The sequence below is a fragment of the Pseudomonas sp. NUPR-002 genome (assembly GCF_056322725.1).
The window spans coordinates 967,272-990,219 of record NZ_CM150476.1 but is presented as its reverse complement, the minus strand read 5'-3'; the positions used below and the strand labels follow the sequence as shown (position 1 = coordinate 990,219).

The window sequence follows — 22,948 nt, the reverse complement described above, 5'->3', positions numbered from 1 at the left end:
TTACTGGGGCAGTATCAACAACACCGGCCCCAGCACCAGACTCAGGCCAAGCAGCCCGAGCAACAGCCGTGGTTGATACGGCAGCAGGAACACCCACAAGGTGACGCCAGCCATCAACACCGCAGACCATTCAACCAGGCCCATGGCCCAACCGCTGTAATGCACCGCCAAAGACAGGGCCAGCAGTTGCAACAACCAGCCGCCGACCCGCAGCACACGCAGGCGCATAACGCTGGGTGTGCTGCCCAGCAGCTCCTTGTAGTGCTTTTCCATGGCCAGGCACAGGCAGGCAAAGCCGGCAAAACCGAACAGGGTAACGGCGAGCATCAACTGGCCTCACTTTCGATCAGGGTGGCGTTGGCGGCTTTTGCCGCCTTAGGCGCGCGCTTAGCGGCGACCACCGGCGGGCGCTGCATCGTGCGCGCGCCCCAGGCAAAGAACAGGCCGCAGCCCAGTGCGGTCAGATCGAAGCCGGCCATGGCCCAGTCACCGGCTGGAATCGACTGCATCAGGCCTTGATCGGTGGTCAACTGATTGAGCAGCGGCAAGCCAGCCCACAGCAGCGCCGCCAGCCACAGTTGTTCAGCCCAGGCGCGACGGCCCGGGCGCACACTGGCGTGTACCAGCGCCAGCAGCCACAGCAGGAAGAAGCTGTTGACCTCCCAACCCGCCCGGCCTTCAAGGCCAACCGGCAGTAAACGGTTGGCCCAGAAGAACGCCGCCACGCCCAGCAACAAGCCACTCATGCTGGCGATGTTCAACACTTCCACCAGACGCAACTCGAACGGCTGCGTACCGCTCTTGGCATGTTTGAGCTGACGCTTGCCCAGCCACATCACCAGGCCGGTGCCGATGACTGCCGTGCCGAGCACGCCAAAGAAGAAGTACAACCAGCGCAGCCAGGGCTCGGCGAACTTGCCCATGTGCAAACCGTACATGCCGCCGACGATCAGCACCGGCGCAGATTCGGCTTTGCTACCGCCGAGCAGGTTGCCGTTGACGCCATCGAAGGTCCAGCCACCGCCACGCTTGTAGGCAATACGATCACCGCCATGGTACGAGAAGCGCACGCGAGCGTGCTGATCACCGGGGTTTTGCACTTCAATCCAGCCCACGCGAGTGCCGGGCGCCTGCTCCTGGACTTGCTGATACAGCGTCGGCAATGGCAACAGCGGCGCGGCAGTGCCAGCTGCCTTGAGCTGTTCAGGCGCGCCGAACAGGTCATTGAAAAAGCCGCGGGTGTTGTCGCCATAGCTGGCAATGATGCTCGCTGGCATCACCAGCGACATGAAGATCACCAGGCTGCTGTAGCTGATCATCAAGTGAAACGGCAACGCCAGAACGCCAATCGCGTTATGCCCGTCCAGCCAGGAGCGCTGGCCCTTGCCGGGACGGAAGGTGAAGAACTCCTTGAAGATCTTCTTGTGGATGATGATCCCGGTGACCAGCCCGATGAACATGATCAGCGCGGCAAAGGTCGACAACCAGCGGCCCCAGGGGTGTGGCATTTCCAGCTGGAAGTGGAAGCGATAGAAGAACTCACCGCCGCGGGTTTCCCGCGCCTGCACCTCAGCGCCGGTGGCCGGGTCGAGGGTTTTGTCGATGAAGCCGCGCGGCCCGGCCCCTGCGGCGCTCCAGCCGACACTCAAGCCCGGTTCACGCGCCTCGGGCAGGCGGATAAACCAGCTGCGCGCGTTGGGTGCGTGCTGCTGCAGGTAGTCTTGCGCCAAGGCCAGGCTGGTCATTGGCTCCAGCGCCCGCGCTTTGACCTCGGGCTTGGCCCAGTGATTGATCTCTTCCTTGAAGTAAGACATGGTCCCGGTCAGGAAAATCGCAAACAGCAGCCAGCCGAAAATCAGTCCGGTCCAGGTATGCAGCCAGGACATCGCCTGGCGAAAGCCCTCTTTCATCAGCTCTTCATCCAGTAGGCCAGGCCGTTGATCACCCCGAGCACCAGGCTCGGCAGCAACACCCCCTGCCAGGCCTGCCAGGCGCTGCGACTGGCAAAGCACCAGAGAAACGCCACCAGGTAGAACAGGAATGACAGCATCATGCCGCTGAGCACCGCTTCAGCTTTCGGCATCGGTGCCAGCAAGGTGACGCAGACACTGGCCATGGCCGCCAGCAGATAACCACCGAATACGGCGGCCAGGCAGCGTGAAGTCACAGCCAGGCGATAACTCAGGGGCAAGCCGGCGGCTTTGCTTTTCATGGCATCCATTCCTTGTGAAGAGTCACCAATAATAATGATTTATATTCTCACAAGCAAAGCCGCAGCCCACTACGTCAGAACGACAGGTCGATACCTACGGTGTAGCGACGACCATCGAGCACGGTCTGGTAGTTCTCGTAGTCGACTTCCTTGTTGAACACGTTGTACACGCCAGCCAGCAGCTTGACGTTCTTGGTCAGCCGATAGGTGCCACCGAGGTCAACGAAGGTGTACGACGGTGTGCCATCGGACATGGTGGTGCGCCCCAGGTAGTCGGAGGTTTTGCCGCGATAGTTCAGGCGCGCCCAGGTCCCCAGCTGATCGGTGGTCTGCCAGTCGAGGGTGGCGTTGACCATGTGCCGCGGCATCTGGTTCAGGGCCTTGCCCTTCTGCGGGCCGCTCTTCTGCTCGGAGTCGGTGAAGGTGTAGTTGGTGGCGAGTTTCAGCGCCTGGGTGATTTCCCAGTCCAGGGTCGCTTCGATACCACGCATTTGCGCCTCATCGACGTTCACCCGGTCGCTGATGAACTTGTACGAGGTGCCGCCGATCTGGCACTGACCCGAGGCACCGCCGGTGCTGTCGGTGCAGCGCCGGGTTTCGGTGATCTTGTCTTTGAAGTCGGTGTTGAACACGGTCAAGCCGGTGGAGAAGCCTTCCAGGCTGTCCCAGATCACGCCGATCTCCTGGCTCAGGCTTTTCTCTGGCTTGAGGTTGGAGTTGCCGACGATGATTGCCGGATCGCCACCGCCGCCGGTGATCTGCCCCCAGTCATCCACTGCCGCGCGGATATCCGGCGAGCGATAGCCGCTGGAGACGCCGCCCTTGACGGTCCAGTGCTCGGTCGGGTGATACACCCCGTACAAACGTGGTGACCAGTGCGTACCGTAGTTTTCGTCTTTGTCCATGCGAATGCCGCCGGTCAAGGCGAAGGTTTCGGTCAGACGCCATTCATCTTCGGCAAACAATGCCCAGGACCAACGGGTCAGCTGGTTGACGTCGGAGGCCGCGGCCAGCTGGTTACCTTCATCGCTCAGGTCTTCGTATTTGTACGAGCCGCCAAAGGTGGTGATGTGCGAATCACTGAAGAATGACACCTGCGAATTGAGCACGGTGTTCTCCAACTCCATGCGCCGACCCGGGTTCTCGATCTTCTCGCGTTGCAGGTAGCTGTCGGTGGTGATGCTGTCCCAACGCCCGGAGTGGCTGATCGCGAAGTTGGTGCGCTCGTAGTCACTGAAACTGTCGGAAGAACGCGCCGACTTTCCTTTGTGCGCATTACGTTCCTGCTCGGACTTGCCCGCCTCGAAGGTGATGTCGTTATGTTCATCAGGAGTGAACGACAGTTTGGCGGTACCGCTGTCGGTGCTCTGCTCGTTGAAGCCGTTGGCAAAGTCGTCTTCGTCACGGTTCGAGGTTTGCCCATAAAGCTGCAAACCGACCAGGTTCTCGATCAACGGCCCGGAGACGAACGCGCTGGTGCTGTTGTAGTCGCCTGAATCGGAGCGGTCCTGGAAGGTGGCTTCGCTGCGCACGCCTCCATACCAGTTCGGCGTGACTTTACGGGTGATGATGTTGATCACCCCGCCCATGGCGTCGGAGCCGTACAGCGACGACATCGGCCCGCGCACCACTTCAATACGCTCGATCGCCTCAAGGGGCGGCATCCAGCCTTGTTCGATCCCGGCTCCGTCACTGTTCGGACGGGTGGCCCGCGAGTCCTGGCGTTTGCCATCGACCAGCATCAACGTGTACTTGGAGGCCATGCCACGGATGCTGATATCGCTGGAACTGGCGCCACCGGTAACCACCACGCCCGGTACATCTTTCAGGGCATCGGTGACATCACGGTAGGACTTGTTCTCGATCTGCTCGCGGGTAATTACCGAAATCGACGCCGGCGCGTCCTTGATCTGCTGGGAGAAACCGGAGGCGGTGACCACCACGTTGTCCAGTTCCATCGGTTTCTGCTGATCGGCACTGGCGTGGCTGGTGTACAGCGAGCAAAGGGTGAGCGCGAGACAGGATCGGGTAAAAAGCGGGTACACGTAGAGCTCTCCCTGAGTGTGTAAAGATTGGGTAAAGGTTCTCAGGGAGCGAATGCTATTTATTCTCAAATGAGAGTACAGCTTATTTACGTTATTTACATTTTCAGCCCTCCGGTTTTGCCGCCAGTCAGCGTCTGATTGCCGAACCGGCAGCGAAAACACTACAATGCGAACAATTCTTATTCTGTTGCGCATCCTGGCGCCGGAGTGTTCACGGTGCCCAGTGCCTCCCCTTCTTCCTTGCTCGAAGGCCTTTACCACGCCCATCACAACTGGCTGACCGGCTGGCTGCGTCAGCGCCTGGGCTGCCCGGACAATGCAGCGGATCTGGCACAAGACACCTTCATGCGCCTGCTGCAGGCCCGCGAAACGCCGGTACTCAACGAGCCACGGGCGTTCCTCACCACCGTGGCCAAGCGCGTGCTGTTCAACCACTACCGCCGTCAGGACCTGGAGCGCGCCTACTACCAGGCGCTGGCGCAATTGCCAGAAGAACTGGCGCCCTCGGAGGAACACCGGGCGATCATTTTCGAGACCTTGCTGGAGCTTGACCGTCTGCTCGATGGCCTGGCGCCGCTGGTCAAGCGCGCCTTCCTGCTGGCCCAGGTCGACGGCCTGAGTTATGGCGAGATTGCCGCACAGCTCAACATCTCGCTGGCCACGGTCAAGCGTTACCTGAACAAGGCAGCCATGCGCTGTTACTTTGCCCTGTGAACAACGCCCAACAGACGTTCTCGCCGCAGGTGGCCGAGCAAGCCGTGCACTGGCTGATCGAACTGCAGAGCGGTGCCCTCGACCCGCGTCAGCAGCAGGCCATGCAGCAGTGGCTGCAAGCCCATGAAGAACACCGCCGGGCCTGGGAGCATATCCAGCACGTCAACCAGCGCTTGCGCGGGTTGTCGTCACCGCTGGCCCATGCCGCGTTGCAGGCGCCGCATTCGGCCAGCCGCCGCCGGGCGCTCAAGACCCTGCTGATTCTCGGTGTGGGCGGCAGCCTGGGCCTGACCTTGCAGCAGCACAACGCGCTGCCAACCCTGCTCGCCGACTACCGCAGCCCGGTGGGTGAGCGACGTCGCCAGCCACTCGACGATGGCAGCCTGTTGCACCTCAATACCCGCAGTGCCGCCGACGTGCGCTTCGACGCAATGCAACGCCTGGTGCACCTGCTTGAGGGTGAAATTCAACTGACCGTCGCCGACGATGCCCGCCCGCTTCGCTTGTTGACTGACTTCGGCTTGCTGCAGCTCGAGCAGGGCCGCTACAACCTGCGCCAGTACCCGCAGTACAGCCAGCTCAGTGTGCACCAGGGCAGCGCCAGCCTTGCCGGTCAGCCCTTGGGCGCCGGTCGTCAGGCCCGCTTCAACGGCCCGCAATGGCAGGCTACGCAGTTAATCGACAGCAATGCCGGAGCCTGGGTCGATGGCATGCTGGTGGCCGCGCACATGCGCCTTGGCGACTTCCTCGACGAGCTGGGCCGCTATCGACGCGGCCAGCTCAACTGCGCCCCCGAGGTGGCCGAACTACTGATTTCCGGTAGCTACCCGCTGGCCGACAGCGAGCGCATTCTCGACCTGCTGGAAGTCGCCCTGCCAGTACGGGTGCGACGCTTTACCCGCTACTGGGTGACGGTCGAAGCCCGGGCCTGAAAAAAATTCAAATCCGCTGAGCTGTTTTTTCATCTCGCGTGACAGAGAAGGCAGAACCCTTTGCTTTGACCTTCTCAAGGACACCTTGCATGCCCCTTCGACCAAGCCCGTTGGCCCAGGCCCTTCGCACACTGCTGTTCGGTATCGGCCTGAGCGTTGCCGCCGTTCCCGCCATGGCTGAACAGGCCGCCGCACGCAGCTACCAGATTGCACCAATGTCGCTGGAAAACGCGCTGAACCAGTTCGGGCGAGAAAGTGGCGTGCTGATTTCGTTTGGCTCGCAGTTGACCAGCGGTGTGCAAAGCCCCGGCCTGCAGGGTCAATACAGCCCGCAGCAGGGGCTGGATGCATTGCTGCAAGGCACAGGCCTGCAAGCGCGCGCCGAAGGTGAAAACGCCTTCAGCCTGCAACCGGCAACGGCGGCCAATGCCCCGGTAGAGCTGGGAACCTCGACCGTAGTCGGTGACTGGCTGGGCGTTGCTCAGCAAGACAACGTCTTCGAACACCCCGGCGCCCGCGATGTGATTCGTCGCGAAGAGTTCGAGCGCCAGGGCGCCACCACCGCCCGCGAAGTGCTCAACCGTATTCCCGGGGTCAACGCCCCCGACAACAACGGCACCGGCAGCCACGACATGGCGCTGAACTTCGGTATTCGCGGCCTCAACCCGCGCCTGGCCTCGCGCTCCACGGTGTTGATGGACGGCATCCCGGTGCCCTTCGCCCCTTACGGCCAGCCACAGCTGTCGTTCGCGCCGATCAGCATGGGCAACATGGACGCCGTGGACGTGGTACGCGGTGGCGGTGCGGTCCGCTACGGCCCACAGAACGTCGGCGGCATCGTCAACTTCGTGACCCGGGCGATTCCTGATGAGCCGACCGTCAAGGCCGGTTTCCAGACCCAGACCAGCCCGTCGTCCAGCCATGACGGCTTCAAGACCAGCGCCAACCTGCTCGCTGGCGGCACCAACGACAACGGCCTGGGCGGCGCCCTGCTCTACTCCGGCACCCGTGGCGGCGACTGGCGCGAACACAGCGACACACAGATCGACGACCTGATCCTCAAAGGCAAGCTGCAACTCGACGAAGCCAACAGCCTGCACGCCATGGCCCAGTACTACGAAGGTGAAGCGCAGATGCCCGGTGGCCTGAGCGTCGCCGACTACGATGCCGACCCGTATCAGTCGACGCGTCTGTCAGACAAGTTCTGGGGCCGCCGGACCATGTTCAACTTCGGTTACGACTACAAGGAAGACGCCCGCCAGTTCAGCGTCAACAGCTTCTTCACCAAGACCCTGCGCAGCGGCTACCTGGACCAGGGCAGCTTCATTTCGCTGTCGCCACGCGAGTACTGGGTACGTGGCATCGAGACACGCTTTTCGCAAGGTTTCGCCCTCGGTGAAAGCTGGCACGAAGTGGGTGTCGGCTACCGCTACGTCAACGAAGCCAGCCACGAACTGCGCTACCGTGAGCCGATCAGCGCCGATCAACTGCCTACCACCGCCAGCCGCAAAGACCGAGACACCCGGGGCAGCACCGATGCTCACGCGATCTTCCTCGATGACCGCATCGACATTGGCCAGTGGACCATCACCCCGGGCATCCGCTACGAAATGATCGACTCCGAGCAGGCCAATAAAATCAGCGGCGTGCGCTACCAGGGCGACTACAACACCGCACTGCCTGCGCTGAACGTGATGTACCACCTGACCGACAGCTGGAACCTGTACGCCAATACCGAAGGCTCGTTCGGCAGCGTGCAGTACAGCCAGATGCCCAACCGGGTCAGCAGCGGCGAAGTCAAACCGGAAAAAGCGCGCACCTGGGAACTGGGTACACGCTATGACGATGGGGTGTTGCAGGCCGAAATCGGCGCGTTCCTGATCAACTTCGACAACCAGTACGAAAGCAACCAGACCAACGATTCGGTGATTGCCCGTGGCGAAACCCGCCACCAGGGTATCGAGACCAGCGTCAAGTACGCACTCGAAGGCCTGAACCCGGCCCTGGCCGGATTCGACGTGTATGCGACCTATGCCTTTGTCGATGCGAAAATCCGCGAAGACGGGCCGAACAAGGGCAATCGTGTGCCGTTCTCCTCACGCCACAAAGGCACCTTGGGCATCGGTTACACCGAGGGCCCATGGCAGCTGAATCTGGACAGCACCTACCAGAGCGACCAGTACGCCGACAACGCCAACACCTCGAGCGAAAGTGCCGACGGCAGCACCGGACGCATCCCCGGCTACATGCTGTTCAGCAGCCGCGCGGGCTATGATTTTGGCCCGCAACTGTCGAACCTGAACGTCGCCGTTGGGGTGAAGAACATCTTCAATCACCAGTACTACACACGCTCCTTTGACGACAACAACAAGGGCAAGTATGTCGGTGAGCCTCGTACGGTATACCTGCAGACTTCCGTCGCGTTTTGATCCAGCGCATGCAAAAGCCCGGCCGACGCCGGGCTTTTTGCAACAAGAAATTTATCTTTCAAAAGGACTTGAAATGTTGCGCCAAGTGCCTGACCTTGTAGTCAAGAGGCGATGGTTTCCACAGGCCGCAAAGGCCCCATCGATTCTCTTGCGAGCTAGCTGAATAAGGGATTGAACTATGCAAATCCAAGTCAATAGCGACAACCATATTCAAGGCAACATTCGACTGGAAGAGTGGGTCCGTAGCACCGTAGAAAGCACGCTCGAACGATTTGATGAAGACCTCACCCGCATTGAGGTTCACCTGCGCGACGAGAATGGCGCCAAGCCAGGTCCGCACGACAAACGCTGCCAGATGGAGGCACGCCCAAAAGGCCATCAACCGATTTCCGTGAGCCACACCTGCGCATCGCTCGACCAGGCTGTCGAGGGTGCTGCGACCAAGCTCAACCATGCCCTGGAGCACTTCTACGGCAAACTGCGCAGCAAACGTGCGGTTGCCCAACAAAGCGTTAACGGCGCCCAGAACGACGGGCTGTTGCAGGAAGAATTCCTGGAGAACGAACAAGCTCGCAGCATTAGCTGAACAACCTGACGCAGACGGTAAAAAGGCGAGCCCACTGGGCTCGCCTTTTTTATGGCCGGTAGGAGCGGGCTTGCCCCGCGATTGCGGTTTACCAGCCACATCGCCTCGCGGGGCAAGCCCGCTCCCACCGAGGGTGCAAGACAGTTTTATTTGCTTTCTTCGATCTCTTTGCCGCTGGCATCAATCGCTTTGGTCGAGGGGTACTGGTACGAGGCATAGCGCACCACCAGAATCGCAAATGCCAACAGCAAGATACCGCCACACACATACAGCAGCCCAACATCCGGCGCCTTGTGGTGCGAAACATCGCCGATCAGCAGGCGAGTCAATGCAGTAATCGCCACATACAACAGAAAGCGGATCGGCATGTGGTTGGTCTTGAAGTAAATCCCAACCATCGCCCCCAACTCGAGGTAGATAAACAGCAAGAGAATGTCATCGACACTCACGCCCCCTTTGCTGAGCATGTCGATGAAGGTCGCCACCGCAGCATAGGCCGTAATCGCACCAATGCCGAACAGCGCCAGGTAGTGGAATGCTTCAACGCACAAATTGCCCAACGAATCAGCCGAGCTATGCAAGCCCTTGCGCGTTTTATCTGCCCAGTTATTGCTCACGATTTCGGTTTCCTTGATACGGCTGAAAGGATGATGCGCCACACGCATGACGGTTTATCTGCATGCAGTTAAAAGGCCAGACGCCCTGTTTGAGAAGGCGGCCAAATGCCGCAAGGCACAGCCATCGCTGGCTGTGCCTTGTCCTTTCAAGCGTAAAGTGCGAAAACCGGTTTATTCCAGCGCCGACGCCGGGCCGAAGAACTCGTAACGGCTCTGCTGTTCAGGCACACCGAGGCCTTTGAGATGACGCTTGATGGTCGCCATGAAGCCTTTAGGGCCAAGGAAATAGGCGTCCAGGTCACGCTCCGCAGGCAGCCAGGCGTTGAGCTGTTCTGCACTGAGCAGGCCCAGGGCATCTGCCGGCTCGCTGACACCATCGTCTTCGGCGTAGCAGTAGAAGCGCTTCACCTGCGGATGACGCGCCGCCAGGCCGTCGACCCAATCACGGAAGGCATGTACCGCACCGTTGCGTGCGCAGTGGATAAAGTGCACCACCCGGCCACTTTCCAGTGCAGCTTCGAGCATCGGCAAGGTCGGGGTGATACCGACGCCACCGCTGATCAGCACCAGTGGTTTGTCGCTGGCGCTCAGGGTGAACTCGCCTGATGGCGGGAACAGTTTGATGCTGTCGCCCACGGCCAGTTGCTCGTGCAGGTAGTTCGACACCTTGCCACCGGCTTCGCGCTTGACGCTGATCCGGTACTGACCGGCATCGCTCAGCGCCGACAGCGAATAGTTGCGACGCTGTTCCTGGCCATCGATGATCAACTGCAGGCCGATGTACTGGCCCGGTTCGGCCTTGAGAATCGCGCCGCCATCCGCCGGGGCGAAGTAGAAGGACACGATCTCGCTGCTTTCTTCCACTCGCTGCGCCAGCTTGAACTCACGCGCACCGCGCCAGCCGCCCGGTGCGGCCTCTTTTTGGGCGTAAACCTCGGCCTCGGCACCAATCAGGATATCGGCCAGTTGCTGGTAAGCAGCGCCCCACGCGGCGATGACTTCAGGGGTGGCAACTTCTTTACCAAGCACTTCTTCAATGGCGCGCAACAGGCAGCTACCGACAATCGGGTAATGCTCCGGCAGGATCTGCAAGGCCACATGCTTGTTGATAATCTGCCCCACCAGGCCACCCAGCTGTTCCAGCTGGTCGATGTGCCGGGCATACATCAGTACGCCGTTGGCCAGGGCGCGCGGTTGATCACCGCTGGCCTGGTGAGCCTGGTTGAACAGTGGACGCACCTGCGGGTATTCGCTGAGCATCATTTTGTAGAAGTGAGTCGTCAGCGCTTCACCGCCGCTTTCCAGCAGGGGAACAGTGGCTTTAACGATTGCACGATCCTGGGCATTGAGCATGGATGACTCCTGAGCCTGTGGCTTCTGATGAATGCCTGAGCTAATTCAGATTCTGTGCCAACTTTTTTATTGTTTAAAATCAATGGCTTAAAAATATATGAGTCATAAAGACTAGCCCTGATATATAGTCAATAAGACCAACAGGAGTCTTTATGACTGCAAAATCCCTACTCACCGCCTTACTGCCATTGGTCAGCGATCTGGCCCGCGACCTGCCCGAGCGCGAGCGCTACCGGCGTTTGCTGGAAGCCATGCGCAGCCTGCTGCCTTGCGACGCGGCCGCCCTGCTGCGTCTGGATGGCGAGTGGCTGGTGCCGCTGGCGGTCGATGGCTTGAGTACCGACACCCTCGGGCGCCGCTTCAAGGTCAACGAACACCCGCGCTTCCAGGCCATTCTCAGCCACAGCGCCCCCACCCGCTTTGCCAGCGACAGCGAGCTGCCCGACCCGTATGACGGGCTGGTCGAAGGCCTGCACCAGCACCTGGAAGTCCACGACTGCATGGGCTGCCCGCTGTTCGTCGATGAGCAACCCTGGGGCCTGATCACCCTCGATGCGCTGGACCCTGAGCAGTTTCAGCAGGTCGAACTCGATGCCCTGCAAGCCTTTGCCAGCCTCGCCGCCGCCACGGTCAATGTGGCCGAGCGCATCGAACGCCTGGCGTTACGCGCCGAAGATGAACATGAGCGTGCGGAGGTCTATCGCCAGGCCAGCGGCCAGCAATACAAAGAACTGATCGGCCAGAGTAAAGCGCAAAAGCGCCTGCTTGAAGAAATCCAACTGGTTGGCAGCAGTGACCTGACCGTCTTGATCAACGGCGAAACCGGCGTCGGCAAGGAGCTGGTAGCGCAGGCCATCCACCAGGCTTCAAGCCGTGCCGACAAACCGATGATCAGCCTCAACTGCGCCGCCTTGCCCGACACCCTGGTGGAAAGCGAGCTGTTCGGCCATGTGCGCGGTGCCTTCACCGGCGCGGTCGGTGAACGCCGTGGCAAGTTCGAACTGGCCAACGGCGGTACGCTGTTTCTCGATGAAGTCGGTGAACTGTCGCTGACCGTGCAAGCCAAGCTGCTGCGCGTGCTGCAAAGTGGTCAGCTGCAACGCCTGGGCTCGGACCAGGAGCACCGCGTCGATGTGCGCCTGATCGCCGCGACCAACCGTGACCTGGCAGACGAAGTGCGCGCCGGGCGCTACCGTGCCGACTTCTATCACCGCCTGAGTGTCTACCCGCTGCTGGTTCCAGCCCTGCGTGAACGCGGGCGCGATGTGTTGCTGCTCAGCGGTTACTTCCTCGAACAGAACCGCTCACGCATGGGCCTGGGCAGTTTGCGCCTGAGCGCAGAAGCACAGGCGGCATTGCTGGCCTATGACTGGCCCGGCAACGTGCGCGAACTGGAGCACCTGATCGGCCGCTCGGCGCTCAAAGCCCTGGGCCAACACCGCCAGCGCCCGAAAATTCTGACGCTGGACGCCGCTGACCTGGACCTCAAGCCGGTCGAAGCGCAGGCCAGCCCTGAACCGCAGGCGGGGCCGGCAATCACCTCGTTGCCTATGGGTGACCTGCGCCAGGCCCTCGACGACTACCAACGCCAGCTCATTCAGGGCTGCCTGGAACGCCATCAGCACAACTGGGCCAGCGCCGCCCGCGAGTTGGGCCTGGACCGGGCCAACCTCGGTCGCCTGGCCAAACGTCTGGGTCTACGCTGATTTGGCCAACCGATTAAAGCCACGGGCTGGCGGGTCGATAACCCGGCATATCCCCCCTTTGAATCTGTCCTGAAGGTGCCTATGGCCTCGCACAATGCCCGCGCCGATTCGCTGTCGCTGCTGCTGTTCACCCTGCGCAGCGGCAAGCTGATGGCGATCAACCTGCTCAAGGTCAGTGAAATCATCCCCTGCCCGCCGCTGACCAAACTGCCGGAGTCGCACCCGCACGTCAAAGGCGTGGCGACCTTGCGCGGCAACTCGCTGTCGGTGATCGACCTGTCTCGCGCCATCGGCGAACAGCCGCTGCTCGACCCACAGGGCGGCTGCCTGATCGTCACCGATATCAGCCGCTCCAAGCAGGGCCTGCATGTGCAGGCGGTGAGCAAGATCGTTCACTGCCTGAGCACCGACATCAAACCGCCGCCCTATGGCTCGGGCAACAAGTCGTTTATCACCGGCGTGACCCGGGTCGACAACACCCTGGTGCAGGTGCTGGACATCGAGAAAGTCATTCATGGCATCTCCCCGCCTGCCCATGACCCCATCAGCAGCGAACTGAGCGCCGATGATGCCGCCGTGCTGGCTGCCACCAACATTTTGGTGGTCGATGACAGCCAGGTGGCCCTGCAGCAATCGGTGCACACCCTGCGCGGCCTGGGGATCGAATGCCACACTGCACGCAGTGCCAAGGATGCGATCAACACCCTGCTGGAGCTGCAAGGCACTGACCAGGAGATCAACGTGGTGGTCTCGGATATCGAAATGTCCGAGATGGACGGCTTTGCCTTCACCCGTACCCTGCGCGAAACCCCGGACTTCAAACACCTCTACGTGCTGCTGCACACTTCGCTGGACAGCGCCATGAACAGTGAGAAGGCGCGGCTCGCCGGAGCCAACGCCGTGCTGACCAAGTTCTCCTCACCGGAACTGACCGACTGCCTGATCGTCGCGGCGCGCGCGGTTGCCTTCGAAGAAAGCTGAAACACACCTCATGAGCGGCGTGCTTGAATGTGCCTGAACCTCAGGCACAATTGAGCCCATCGCCTACCGGGGTACCGCTCATGAAAGCCTTTGTTAGCCTGCTGCTTGCCTGCAGCGCCTTGACCTCCCTGGCCCACGCCTCCAGCGATCAAGCCTGGAACGACCACAACGCACAGATGAGCGAGCGCTGCATCGCCGCCAGCACCCTGAAAAACGTCAAGGTGCTGGGCGAGCCTGCCGAATTCGACGACCGCGTCGGCTACAGCGCACTGCTGCTGGAAGGCCGTTACCCGCAAAAACACATGAACAACCGCAAAGGCACCGAACTGTGCCTGTACGAGCGCCAGCGCAACCTGGCCTTCGTGACTGAATGGGCCCCCGCCAAACCGTGAATACCGCACAAACCGCTGATATCCGCTTCGACTGCACCGGCTGTGGCAAGTGCTGCACTGGCCACCATGTGCCCCTGACCTTGAGCGAAGCGCGCCAGTGGACGGGCTCGGGTGGCCAGGTCATCGTCCTGATCGAAGCCTTCCTGGCCAACGGCCTGGGCTTGCCTGCCGATCAACGCGAACACGCCTTGCGCCGCTCCTGGCCGGTACCTTGTGGCAGCACCGAGGTGCAGGTGGCGATCACCTTCGCGGCCTTCAACCCCGAGCGTTGCCGCAACCTGGACGCCAACGACCTGTGCACCATCTACGACAGCCGGCCGCTGGTGTGCCGCATTTACCCAATGGAAATCAACCCGCATATTCCCTTGCGCCCTGAAGGCAAAGACTGCCCCAGTGAAGCCTGGCAAAGCGGCCCGGTGCTGATACATGGCCAACAGCTGGTCGACCGGCGCCTGGCCGAATTGATTGAACGCTCACGCCAGGCCGACCGCGACGATATCCGCAGTAAAGTCGCCATCTGCCAGGCCCTGGGTATCGACACCAGTGCCCTGAAAGGCAACGGTTTCACCGCCTACCTGCCCGACACCCAAGCCTTGGATCAGGCACTGCAGCAAGTAGACACACAAGCGCCGATCACGCCCTGGACCTTGCATGTGATTGACCCGGCACTGTGCGAACAACTGCAGGCCAACGGTGCCCAGGTGTACAGCGAAGCCGCCGGGCACTACGCCTTTATCGGTTTCTGAAAAACCTCAGTGACAGCGCCGCCAGAACTCCGCAGCCAGGCGGCGCAAATCCTCGGCCAGCGCCGCGACGTCACTGGCACTGAGGTGGCTTTGCTGACCGACCTGCACGGTTGACTCGCTGGCCTGACGAATACTGATGATGTTGCGGTTGATGCTTTCGCTGACCTGGCTCTGCTGCTCCACCGCCGCGGCGATCTGCACACTCATCTCGCTGATCTGGTTGACCCGCAGGCTGATGCCATCCAGCGCACTGGCGGCCTGCCGGGCCTGATCGACACTGTGATCGGCATGCTCGCTGCTCTGCTGCATCACCTGCACCGCATCGCGCGCCACCCCCTGCAACACGCTGATCATCCGCTGTATCTCATGGGTCGATTGCGCCGTGCGCTGCGCCAGGCCGCGTACTTCATCGGCGACCACGGCAAAACCACGGCCCTGATCACCGGCGCGGGCCGCTTCGATGGCGGCGTTGAGCGCCAACAGGTTGGTTTGCTCGGCAATCCCGCGAATCACTTCGACCACCCCGGTAATCTCGCTGCTGTGATTTTGCAGGTTGTGGATAACCTCGGTGGCGGCGCCCAGCGAGTCGGCCAGGTTCTGGATGGCGCTGCGATTGAGGTCGACCAACTGGTGGCCGGCGCGGGTTTCGTCTTCAGCCTGATCGGCTGCTTGCGAGGCTTGTTGGGCGTTGTTGGCCACCTGGGCGACGCTGGCCGCCATCTGATGGATCGCCGTGGCGATCTGATCCGCTTCGCCCTGCTGCTCCAGATGGCTGCTATGGCTGCTGTGCAGTGACTGCGCCAGCGAACCGGTATGCCCGGCCAGGCGCCGGGAAGTATCGCCAATCCGCCCGACCACCGCGCCGAGCTGGCCCTTGAGCATGCGCAAGGCAAAATCGATCTGGCCGATGCCGTCGCGCCTGCCGGTGTACAACTGCTGACTCAGCGGGTTGTCAGCGATGCTCAGGGCCTCGGCACACAAACGCTGGAACGGCTTGAGCACGGCCAGGATCACCAGCGCGCTCAAGCCACTGGCCAGCAGCACTTCCACCAGGCCTTGCCAGGGCAACACCGGCAGGAGAAAACGGCTGAGCACGGTGGCCAGCATCACCCCGAGCGTCACCCCCGCCCATAATTGCCAGCCAAGCCCCAGCACCGGCAAGCGCTGCCACCAAGGCCGTTTGCCGCTGCGCAGCTGTGCATAACAACGCTCGGCGGCTTCGATCTGCTCGGCACTGGGCTTGGTGCGCACCGACTGGTACTCCACGGTCTGGCCCTGGCTGGCGATCGGCGAAACAAAGGCACTGACCCAATAGTGGTCACCGTTCTTGCAACGGTTTTTCACCAGCCCCATCCATGACTGGCCACGCTTGAGGGTTTGCCACATCTGTTCGAATGCCTGAGGCGGCATATCCGGATGACGCACGATGTTGTGGGCGCTGCCCATCAACTCTTCACGGCTGAAACCACTGACCTTGACGAAGTCGTCGTTGGCATAGGTGATCCCACTGGAGAGGTCGGTAGTAGAAAGGATGTTGGCGTCACCGGGATAATCCACATTGCGACCGGTCACAGGCATATTGCACTTCATCGGAGGCACTCGTTGTTTTTTGGGAGAATCGGCAGGGCATACGACTCTAGTGACAAATAAGCGCGATTCCTTGATCCAGCGCAGGATTTTGGCACTTTGCCACCACCGTTTCCTGTAGGAGCGGGCTTGCCCCGCGAAGCGATTTGGCTGGCACACCGCAATCGCGGGGCAAGCCCGCTCCTACCGGGTTTCTGTCAGCGCTGTCAGTTAGCGGTCACGCTGCTGACCCGATCCAGCCGCTATACAGTAAGGATCGCCCTGAGACTTTTTGTATGCGTATCAAGACCCGCTCTGTTGTGATCTGTGCTGCCTTGTTTGCGCTGGCCGGGGCCGCCTTGTGGTGGTTCGGTGGCGCGCGGGATGAGAAAGTCGCGCACAACCCCGCCGTGCCGGTGCGGGTCGTCGCGGTCAAGCAGCAGGATGTGCCGCGCTATGTCAGCGGCATTGGCTCGGTGCTGTCGCTGCACAGTGTGGTCATCCGCCCGCAAGTTGAAGGGGTGCTGACCCGCTTGCTGGTCAAGGAGGGGCAGTGGGTCAAGCAGGGGGACCTGCTGGCAACCATCGATGACCGCGCCATACGCGCCAGTCTGGAGCAGGCCAAGGCCCAGTTAGGCCAGAGCCAGGCGCAGTTGCAGGTGGCCGGTGTCGATCTGAAACGCTACAAGCTGCTCAGCACCGACAATGGCGTATCGCGCCAGACCCTGGATCAACAGCAAGCCCTGTTCAATCAGTTGCAAGCCACGGTGCTGGGCAATCAGGCGGCGATTGCTGCAGCCCAGGTGCAGTTGTCTTACACGCAGATTGCGTCGCCGGTGACCGGCCGGGTCGGTATCCGCAACGTCGATGAAGGTAACTTCCTACGGGTGACCGATACCCAAGGCCTGTTCAGCGTCACCCAGATCGACCCGATCGGTGTCGAGTTTTCCCTGCCACAAGCCATGCTGCCGACCTTGCAGGGGCTGCTGCATGCGCAACCGCCGGCCGTTGTGCAGGCCTATCTGGAGGGCGATGGCGACAGCAGCGGCACGTTGCTGGCTGAAGGGCACCTGACCCTGATCGACAATCAGGTGGCTGCCAACACCGGGACCATTCGGGTCAAAGCCGAGTTCGCCAACCCCGATGCACACCTGTGGCCCGGGCAACTGGTGACCCTGAAACTGCAGACCGCGTTGGACCAGGATGCCCTGGTGGTACCCCCGCAAGTGGTGCAACGCGGAATCGACGGCCACTTCGTTTACCGCTTGGTTGGCAACAAGGTCGAAAGTGTGCCGGTCAAAGTGCTGTATCAAGACAGCACACTGAACATCATCGCCGGGATCGGCAAAGGTGACACGCTGGTCTCCGATGGCCAGTCACGGCTCAAGCCGGGCGCCACGGTGGAGGTGGCTGCCGACAACGCTGCCACCGAAGAAGTGGTCAATCGCCGGGAGCAGCCATGAACAGCCGTGGCTCGATTTCGGCCTGGTGTATCGACCGCCCGATTGCCACGCTGCTGCTGACCTTCGCCCTGGTACTGCTCGGGGTTATCGCCTTCCCGCGTCTGCCGGTCGCGCCCTTGCCCGAGGCCGACTTCCCGACCATTCAGGTGACCGCGCAATTACCCGGCGCCAGTCCCGAGACCATGGCCTCGTCAGTGGCCACCCCGCTGGAGGTGCAATTCAGTGCCATTCCCGGCATGACCCAGATGACCTCCAGCAGCGCGCTGGGCTCGACCAACCTGATCCTGCAGTTCAGCCTGGAAAAAAGCATCGACACTGCCGCCCAGGAAGTTCAGGCGGCAATCAATACCGCCACCGCCCGCCTGCCTCAGGACATGCCCAGCCCGCCAACCTGGCGCAAGGTCAACCCGGCCGACAGCCCGGTGCTGATCCTCACCGTCAGTTCCGCGCAAATGCCCGCCAACGAATTGAGTGACTACGCCGAAACCCTGTTGGCCAGGCAGCTCAGCCAGATCGAAGGGGTCGGCCTGATCAACATTACCGGCCAATTGCGCCCGGCGATCCGCGTGCAAGCGCAGCCGGAAAAACTCGCCGCCCTCGGCCTGACCCTCGCCGATCTGCGCCAGGCCATCCAGCAGACCAGCCTGAACCTGGCCAAAGGTGCGCTGTATGGCGACAGCAGCGTCTCGACCCTGGCCACCAACGATCAACTGTTCCACCCGGATGAATATGCCCAGCTGATCGTCTCTTACCGCGACGGCGCGCCAGTGCACCTGAAGGATGTCGCCAAGGTTATCAGCGGCGCGGAAAACGCCTACGTCAAAGCCTGGTCCGGCGAGCAGCAGGGCCTGAACCTAGTGGTGTTCCGCCAGCCGGGCGCCAACATTGTCGAAACCGTGGACGGCGTGATGGAGGCGTTGCCACGGCTTGAGCAAATGCTGCCCGCCTCGGTCCAGGTTTCCGTGCTCAACGACCGCACCCAGACCATTCGCGCCTCGCTGCACGAAGTGGAAATCACCCTGCTGATCGCCGTTGCCCTGGTGATCGGCGTGATGGCGCTGTTCCTGCGGCAATGGTCGGCAACCTTGATTGTCTCCAGCGTGCTCGGTGTCTCGCTGACCGCCAGCTTCGCCCTGATGTACCTGTTCGGCTTCAGCTTGAACAACCTGACCCTGGTGGCCATCGTTATTGCCGTAGGCTTTGTGGTCGACGATGCGATCGTGGTGGTGGAGAACATCCACCGTCATCTGGAGGCGGGCGACAGCAAACGCGAGGCGGCGATCAAGGGGGCCGGAGAGATCGGTTTCACCGTGGTCTCGATCAGCTTTTCGCTGGTGGCGGCGTTCATTCCATTGCTGTTCATGGGCGGTGTGGTCGGGCGTCTGTTCAAGGAATTCGCCCTCACCGCCACCTCGACCATCCTGATTTCAGTGGTGGTGTCACTGACCCTGGCACCGACCCTCTGCGCCCTGTTCATGGAGCGCCCGCAACACCGCGCGCAGCAGAAGGCCAGCTTCGGCGAGCGCCTGCTGGCCTGGTACGAGCGGGTGCTGATCAAGGCCCTGGCGCACCAACGACTGATGATGGGGATCTTCGCCGTGACCCTGGCGCTGGCGGTGGTGGGTTATGTGGCGATACCCAAAGGCTTCTTTCCGGTGCAAGACACCGGGTTCATCCTCGGCACTTCCGAAGGCGCTGCCGACATCTCCTACCCGGACATGATCAAAAAACACCAGGCACTGGCCAAAGTCATCGAGGCCGACCCGGCGGTAAAAGCCTTCTCCCATGCGGTCGGGGTCACCGGCAGCAACCAGACCATCGCCAACGGCCGCTTCTGGATCGCCCTCAAAGACCGGGGCGACCGCGATGTTTCCGCCAGCGAGTTCATCGATCGCCTGCGCCCGAAACTGGCCAAGGTGCCGGGCGTGGTGCTGTACCTGCGCGCCGGTCAGGACATCAACCTCAGTTCCGGGCCCACTCGCAGTCAATACCAGTACGTGCTCAAGAGCAACGACGGTGCCGCCCTGAACCTGTGGACCCAACGTCTGACCGAACGCCTGAAGGCCAATCCGGCCTTTCGCGACCTGTCCAACGACCTGCAACTGGGCGCCAGCGTCACCCGCATCGATATCGACCGCCGCGCCGCTGCGCGCTTCGGCCTGACCACCACCGACATCGACCAGGCACTCTACGACGCCTTTGGCCAACGCCAGATCAGCGAGTTCCAGACCGAGACCAACCAGTACAAGGTGATCCTTGAACTCGACGCCCGCCAGCGCGGCAAAGCGGAAAGCCTGAACTATTTCTACCTGCGCTCACCGCTGAGCGGCGAAATGGTGCCGCTGTCGGTGCTGGCCAAAGTCGCACCACCGAGCACCGGGCCGTTGTCGATCAGCCATGACGGCCTGTTCCCGGCGGCCAACCTGTCGTTCAACCTGGCCCCCGGCGTGGCGCTGGGCGATGCGGTGCAGATCCTCGAACGCACCCAGCGCGAGCTGGGCATGCCCGACTCGATCATTGGCAACTTCCAGGGCGCAGCGCAGGCCTTCCAGAGTTCGCTGTCGAGCCAACCCTGGCTGATCCTCGCGGCGCTGGTGGCGGTGTACATCATCCTTGGCGTGCTGTACGAAAGCTTCGTGCACCCGCTGACCATCATCTCCACCCTGCCCTCCGCCGGGCTCGGCGCCTTGGCGTTGCTCTGGCTGAGCGGCCAGGACTTCAGCATCATGGGCCTGATCGGCATCGTCCTGCTGATTGGGATCGTCAAGAAAAACGGCATCCTGCTCATCGACTTTGCCCTCGATGCTCAACGCACCCTGGGCATGAGCCCCGAGCAGGCCATCCATCAAGCCTGCCTGACCCGCTTCCGGCCGATCATGATGACCACCCTCGCCGCGCTGCTCGGCGCGGTGCCGCTGATGTTCGGCGTGGGTGCCGGGGCGGAGCTGCGCCAGCCGCTGGGCATCGCCGTGGTCGGCGGTTTGTTGGTGAGCCAAGCGCTGACACTGTTCACCACACCGATCATATACTTGGCCCTGGAACGGCTGTTCCACCGGCGTCAGGCGCCTGAAAAAGTGGCGCAGGCCACTGCCAGTTGAGAAACGACTATGCGTGTGCTGATTATTGAAGATGAAGAAAAGACCGCCGATTACCTGCACCGCGGTCTGACTGAACAAGGCTTTACCGTCGACCTGGCCCGCGACGGTATCGATGGCCTGCACCTGGCGCTGGAAGGTGACTATGCGGTGATCGTCCTCGACGTCATGCTTCCCGGCCTGGACGGTTACGGCGTGCTGCGTGCCCTGCGTGCGCGCAAGCAAACCCCGGTGATCATGCTCACCGCCCGCGAACGCGTGGAAGACCGCATTCACGGCCTGCGCGAAGGCGCCGATGACTACCTCGGCAAGCCGTTCTCGTTCCTCGAACTGGTCGCCCGCCTGCAAGCCCTGACCCGCCGCAGCGGTAGCCACGAGCCGGTACAGATCCAGGTCGCCGACCTCTGGGTAGACTTGATCAGCCGCAAGGCCAGCCGTGCCGGGCAACGCCTGGAACTGACCGCCAAAGAGTTCTCGCTGCTCAGCGTCCTGGCCCGGCGCCAGGGCGAAATTCTTTCCAAGACCGCCATCGCCGAGCTGGTCTGGGACATCAATTTCGACAGTGACGCCAACGTTGTCGAAGTGGCGATCAAACGCCTGCGGGCCAAGCTCGACGGCCCGTTCGAGACCAAGCTGCTGCACACCATCCGAGGCATGGGTTATGTTCTGGAAAGCCGTGCCGACTAACTCCATCGCCCTGCGCCTGAGCGCGTTGTTCACCTTGGTGGCGCTAGGTGTATTCCTGCTGATCGGCAGCGCGTTGTACAAACAGGTAGACCGCAGCCTCGACCTGTTGCCGGCTGCCGAACTGGAAGCGCGCTTCAGCGTGTTGGAATCATCGCTGACCCGCTACGACACACCCGAGCATTGGGCCAAGATCACCAACAAGCTCAACCTGCTGGGTGAAGAAGACCGCCGCATCCGTTTCTGGGTGGTCAGTGGGCACAGCCCGTACGAGTTCGGCCAACCCGACGCCAGCCTCCGTGACTTCGCCCAAGGCTCGCTGGGCATGCGCGACCTGCGCCTGGCCGACAGCCCCTACCCGTACAAAGTGCTGGTCAGTGAACTGCCGCCGATGGGTGTGCGCCCAGCGCTTCGCTTTCTGATTGCCATCGACACCGAGACCTTCTGGCAAACCCAACACACCCTGCTGGTGGCGATTATCAGCCTGTCGGTGTTCGGTGTGTTGCTGGCCTCCTTGCTTGGCTACTGGGTGGCACGGATCGGCCTGAGGCCGCTGCGCAGCCTTTCGGCCGAAGCGCAGAAACTGGCGCCACCACGCCTGAGCGGGCGCCTGCAGCTAGCCGACCTGCCGCCGGAAGTGGCGCAGTTCGCCAGCGCCTTCAACTCCACACTGGAGCGCGTCGATCAAGCCTATACACGCCTTGAAGCGTTCAACGCCGACGTGGCCCACGAACTGCGCTCGCCGCTGACCAACCTGATTGGCCAGACCCAAGTAGCGCTGACCCGGGGACGCAGTGCCGAGCATTACTTCGAGGTGCTGCAATCGAACCTGGAAGAACTGGAACGCCTGCGCACCATCATCAACGACATGCTGTTCCTGGCCAGCGCCGACCAGGGCAGCAAAGCCACCGCACTGACCTGCAGTTCGCTGGCTGACGAAGTGGCGGCAACCCTCGATTACCTGGATTACATCCTTGAGGATGCCCAGGTACGGGTTGAGGTCAGTGGCGATGCCCAGGCGCATATCGAGAAGGCGCAACTGCGCCGGGCGTTGATCAACCTGCTGAACAACGCCGTGCAACACACCGCGCCACAGCAGGTGATACAGGTACGGATCGAGCAGCAAGACGGGCAGATCAGCATTGCCGTGAGCAATCCGGGACCGGCTATCGATCAGGAACATTTGCCGATGCTGTTCGAACGCTTCTACCGAGTAGATGCGGCGCGCAGCAGCGGCAGTGGCAACCACGGCCTGGGGCTGGCGATCGTCAAGGCCATTGCGCTGATGCATGGTGGCAGCGTGTTCGTGCGTAGCCAGGCGGGGGCCAACACCTTCGGAATTGTGCTGCCGACCTGAACCCCTGTGGGAGCGGGCTTGCCCCGCGATTGCGGTGTGTCAGGCAAAATGCATCGCGGGGCAAGCCCGC

The 22,948-nt window shown here is 61.7% G+C and carries 19 protein-coding genes and 1 pseudogene; 12 read left to right on the top strand and 8 right to left on the bottom strand.

Features of this window, described 5'->3' with window-relative positions; genetic code table 11:
- From ACVWSC_RS04655 to ACVWSC_RS04640, 4 genes are all read right to left on the bottom strand, one after another.
- Positions 1–327, bottom strand: a complete 327-nt coding sequence (locus ACVWSC_RS04655; RefSeq protein ID WP_442112258.1) for a DUF3325 domain-containing protein — start codon at positions 325–327, stop codon at positions 1–3.
- Positions 327–1,910, bottom strand: a complete 1,584-nt coding sequence (locus tag ACVWSC_RS04650) for a PepSY-associated TM helix domain-containing protein (protein ID WP_442112257.1) — start codon at positions 1,908–1,910, stop codon at positions 327–329. Before ACVWSC_RS04650 ends, ACVWSC_RS04655 begins: the two co-directional genes overlap by 1 nt.
- Positions 1,910–2,212, bottom strand: a complete 303-nt coding sequence (locus ACVWSC_RS04645) for a DUF3649 domain-containing protein (RefSeq protein ID WP_442112256.1) — start codon at positions 2,210–2,212, stop codon at positions 1,910–1,912. Before ACVWSC_RS04645 ends, ACVWSC_RS04650 begins: the two co-directional genes overlap by 1 nt.
- A gap of 74 nt (positions 2,213–2,286) precedes the next feature.
- Positions 2,287–4,257: a ligand-gated channel protein gene (locus ACVWSC_RS04640; protein WP_442112255.1), complete on the bottom strand. Its 1,971-nt coding sequence runs from the start codon at positions 4,255–4,257 to the stop codon at positions 2,287–2,289.
- Positions 4,258–4,473: 216 nt separating this feature from the next.
- Here ACVWSC_RS04640 and ACVWSC_RS04635 point away from each other — a divergent pair, with 216 nt between their 5' ends.
- The 4 genes from ACVWSC_RS04635 (at position 4,474) to ACVWSC_RS04620 (ending at position 8,918) form a co-directional block, all read left to right on the top strand.
- Positions 4,474–4,971: a sigma-70 family RNA polymerase sigma factor gene (locus ACVWSC_RS04635; RefSeq protein ID WP_442112254.1), complete on the top strand. Its 498-nt coding sequence runs from the start codon at positions 4,474–4,476 to the stop codon at positions 4,969–4,971.
- Entirely contained in the window at positions 4,968–5,903 is a 936-nt protein-coding gene (locus ACVWSC_RS04630; RefSeq protein ID WP_442112253.1) for a DUF4880 domain-containing protein, read from the top strand. The genes ACVWSC_RS04635 and ACVWSC_RS04630 overlap by 4 nt, the downstream gene beginning before the upstream one ends.
- 89 nt (positions 5,904–5,992) lie before the next feature.
- Complete coding sequence (fecA, locus tag ACVWSC_RS04625) at positions 5,993–8,332, top strand: TonB-dependent Fe(3+) dicitrate receptor FecA (protein WP_442112252.1); 2,340 nt, start codon at positions 5,993–5,995, stop codon at positions 8,330–8,332.
- Between the two features lie 178 nt (positions 8,333–8,510).
- On the top strand, positions 8,511–8,918 hold the full coding sequence (locus tag ACVWSC_RS04620) for an HPF/RaiA family ribosome-associated protein (protein WP_442112251.1): 408 nt from the start codon (positions 8,511–8,513) through the stop codon (positions 8,916–8,918).
- 146 nt (positions 8,919–9,064) lie between these two features.
- On the opposite strand, the gene ACVWSC_RS04615 is transcribed toward ACVWSC_RS04620, so the two are convergent.
- Both ACVWSC_RS04615 and hmpA read right to left on the bottom strand, forming a co-directional pair.
- Positions 9,065–9,535 (bottom strand): phosphate-starvation-inducible protein PsiE, encoded by a 471-nt coding sequence (locus ACVWSC_RS04615; RefSeq protein ID WP_442112250.1) that lies wholly within the window; start codon positions 9,533–9,535, stop codon positions 9,065–9,067.
- A 171-nt stretch (positions 9,536–9,706) separates the two neighbouring features.
- Positions 9,707–10,888: an NO-inducible flavohemoprotein gene (gene hmpA / locus ACVWSC_RS04610; RefSeq protein ID WP_442112249.1), complete on the bottom strand. Its 1,182-nt coding sequence runs from the start codon at positions 10,886–10,888 to the stop codon at positions 9,707–9,709.
- A gap of 152 nt (positions 10,889–11,040) precedes the next feature.
- Here hmpA and norR point away from each other — a divergent pair, with 152 nt between their 5' ends.
- The 4 genes from norR to ACVWSC_RS04590 all read left to right on the top strand — a co-directional run bounded on the left by norR (position 11,041) and on the right by ACVWSC_RS04590 (position 14,713).
- Complete coding sequence (gene norR, locus ACVWSC_RS04605; RefSeq protein ID WP_442112248.1) at positions 11,041–12,594, top strand: nitric oxide reductase transcriptional regulator NorR; 1,554 nt, start codon at positions 11,041–11,043, stop codon at positions 12,592–12,594.
- 81 nt (positions 12,595–12,675) lie between these two features.
- A complete protein-coding gene (locus tag ACVWSC_RS04600) occupies positions 12,676–13,575 on the top strand; it encodes a chemotaxis protein CheW (protein ID WP_442112247.1) in 900 nt (299 codons plus the stop codon).
- Between the two features lie 80 nt (positions 13,576–13,655).
- Positions 13,656–13,967, top strand: a complete 312-nt coding sequence (locus ACVWSC_RS04595; protein WP_442112246.1) for a hypothetical protein — start codon at positions 13,656–13,658, stop codon at positions 13,965–13,967.
- Positions 13,946–14,713, top strand: a complete 768-nt coding sequence (locus ACVWSC_RS04590) for a YkgJ family cysteine cluster protein (protein WP_442112245.1) — start codon at positions 13,946–13,948, stop codon at positions 14,711–14,713. Before ACVWSC_RS04595 ends, ACVWSC_RS04590 begins: the two co-directional genes overlap by 22 nt.
- 6 nt (positions 14,714–14,719) lie before the next feature.
- Here ACVWSC_RS04590 and ACVWSC_RS04585 read toward each other — a convergent pair whose 3' ends face one another.
- The gene (locus tag ACVWSC_RS04585; protein WP_442114254.1) at positions 14,720–15,820 is read right to left on the bottom strand and encodes a methyl-accepting chemotaxis protein; all 1,101 of its coding nucleotides are present in this window, start codon (positions 15,818–15,820) and stop codon (positions 14,720–14,722) included.
- Between the two features lie 201 nt (positions 15,821–16,021).
- Positions 16,022–16,291 (bottom strand): annotated as a pseudogene (locus ACVWSC_RS04580) (PAS domain-containing protein); the annotation flags it as partial.
- 284 nt (positions 16,292–16,575) lie between these two features.
- On the opposite strand from ACVWSC_RS04580, the gene ACVWSC_RS04575 reads away from it, so the two are divergent.
- From ACVWSC_RS04575 to ACVWSC_RS04560, 4 genes are read left to right on the top strand one after another with little or no spacing between them, the layout of a single operon-like run.
- Complete coding sequence (locus ACVWSC_RS04575; protein ID WP_442112244.1) at positions 16,576–17,742, top strand: efflux RND transporter periplasmic adaptor subunit; 1,167 nt, start codon at positions 16,576–16,578, stop codon at positions 17,740–17,742.
- Positions 17,739–20,840 carry a multidrug efflux RND transporter permease subunit gene (locus ACVWSC_RS04570; RefSeq protein ID WP_442112243.1) on the top strand — a complete coding sequence of 1,034 codons (3,102 nt, stop codon included), beginning with the start codon at positions 17,739–17,741 and terminating at the stop codon, positions 20,838–20,840. The genes ACVWSC_RS04575 and ACVWSC_RS04570 overlap by 4 nt, the downstream gene beginning before the upstream one ends.
- Positions 20,841–20,849: 9 nt before the next feature.
- Entirely contained in the window at positions 20,850–21,524 is a 675-nt protein-coding gene (locus ACVWSC_RS04565; RefSeq protein WP_442112242.1) for a heavy metal response regulator transcription factor, read from the top strand.
- Positions 21,499–22,878, top strand: a complete 1,380-nt coding sequence (locus ACVWSC_RS04560; protein ID WP_442112241.1) for a heavy metal sensor histidine kinase — start codon at positions 21,499–21,501, stop codon at positions 22,876–22,878. Before ACVWSC_RS04565 ends, ACVWSC_RS04560 begins: the two co-directional genes overlap by 26 nt.
- Positions 22,879–22,948 lie beyond the last annotated feature (70 nt).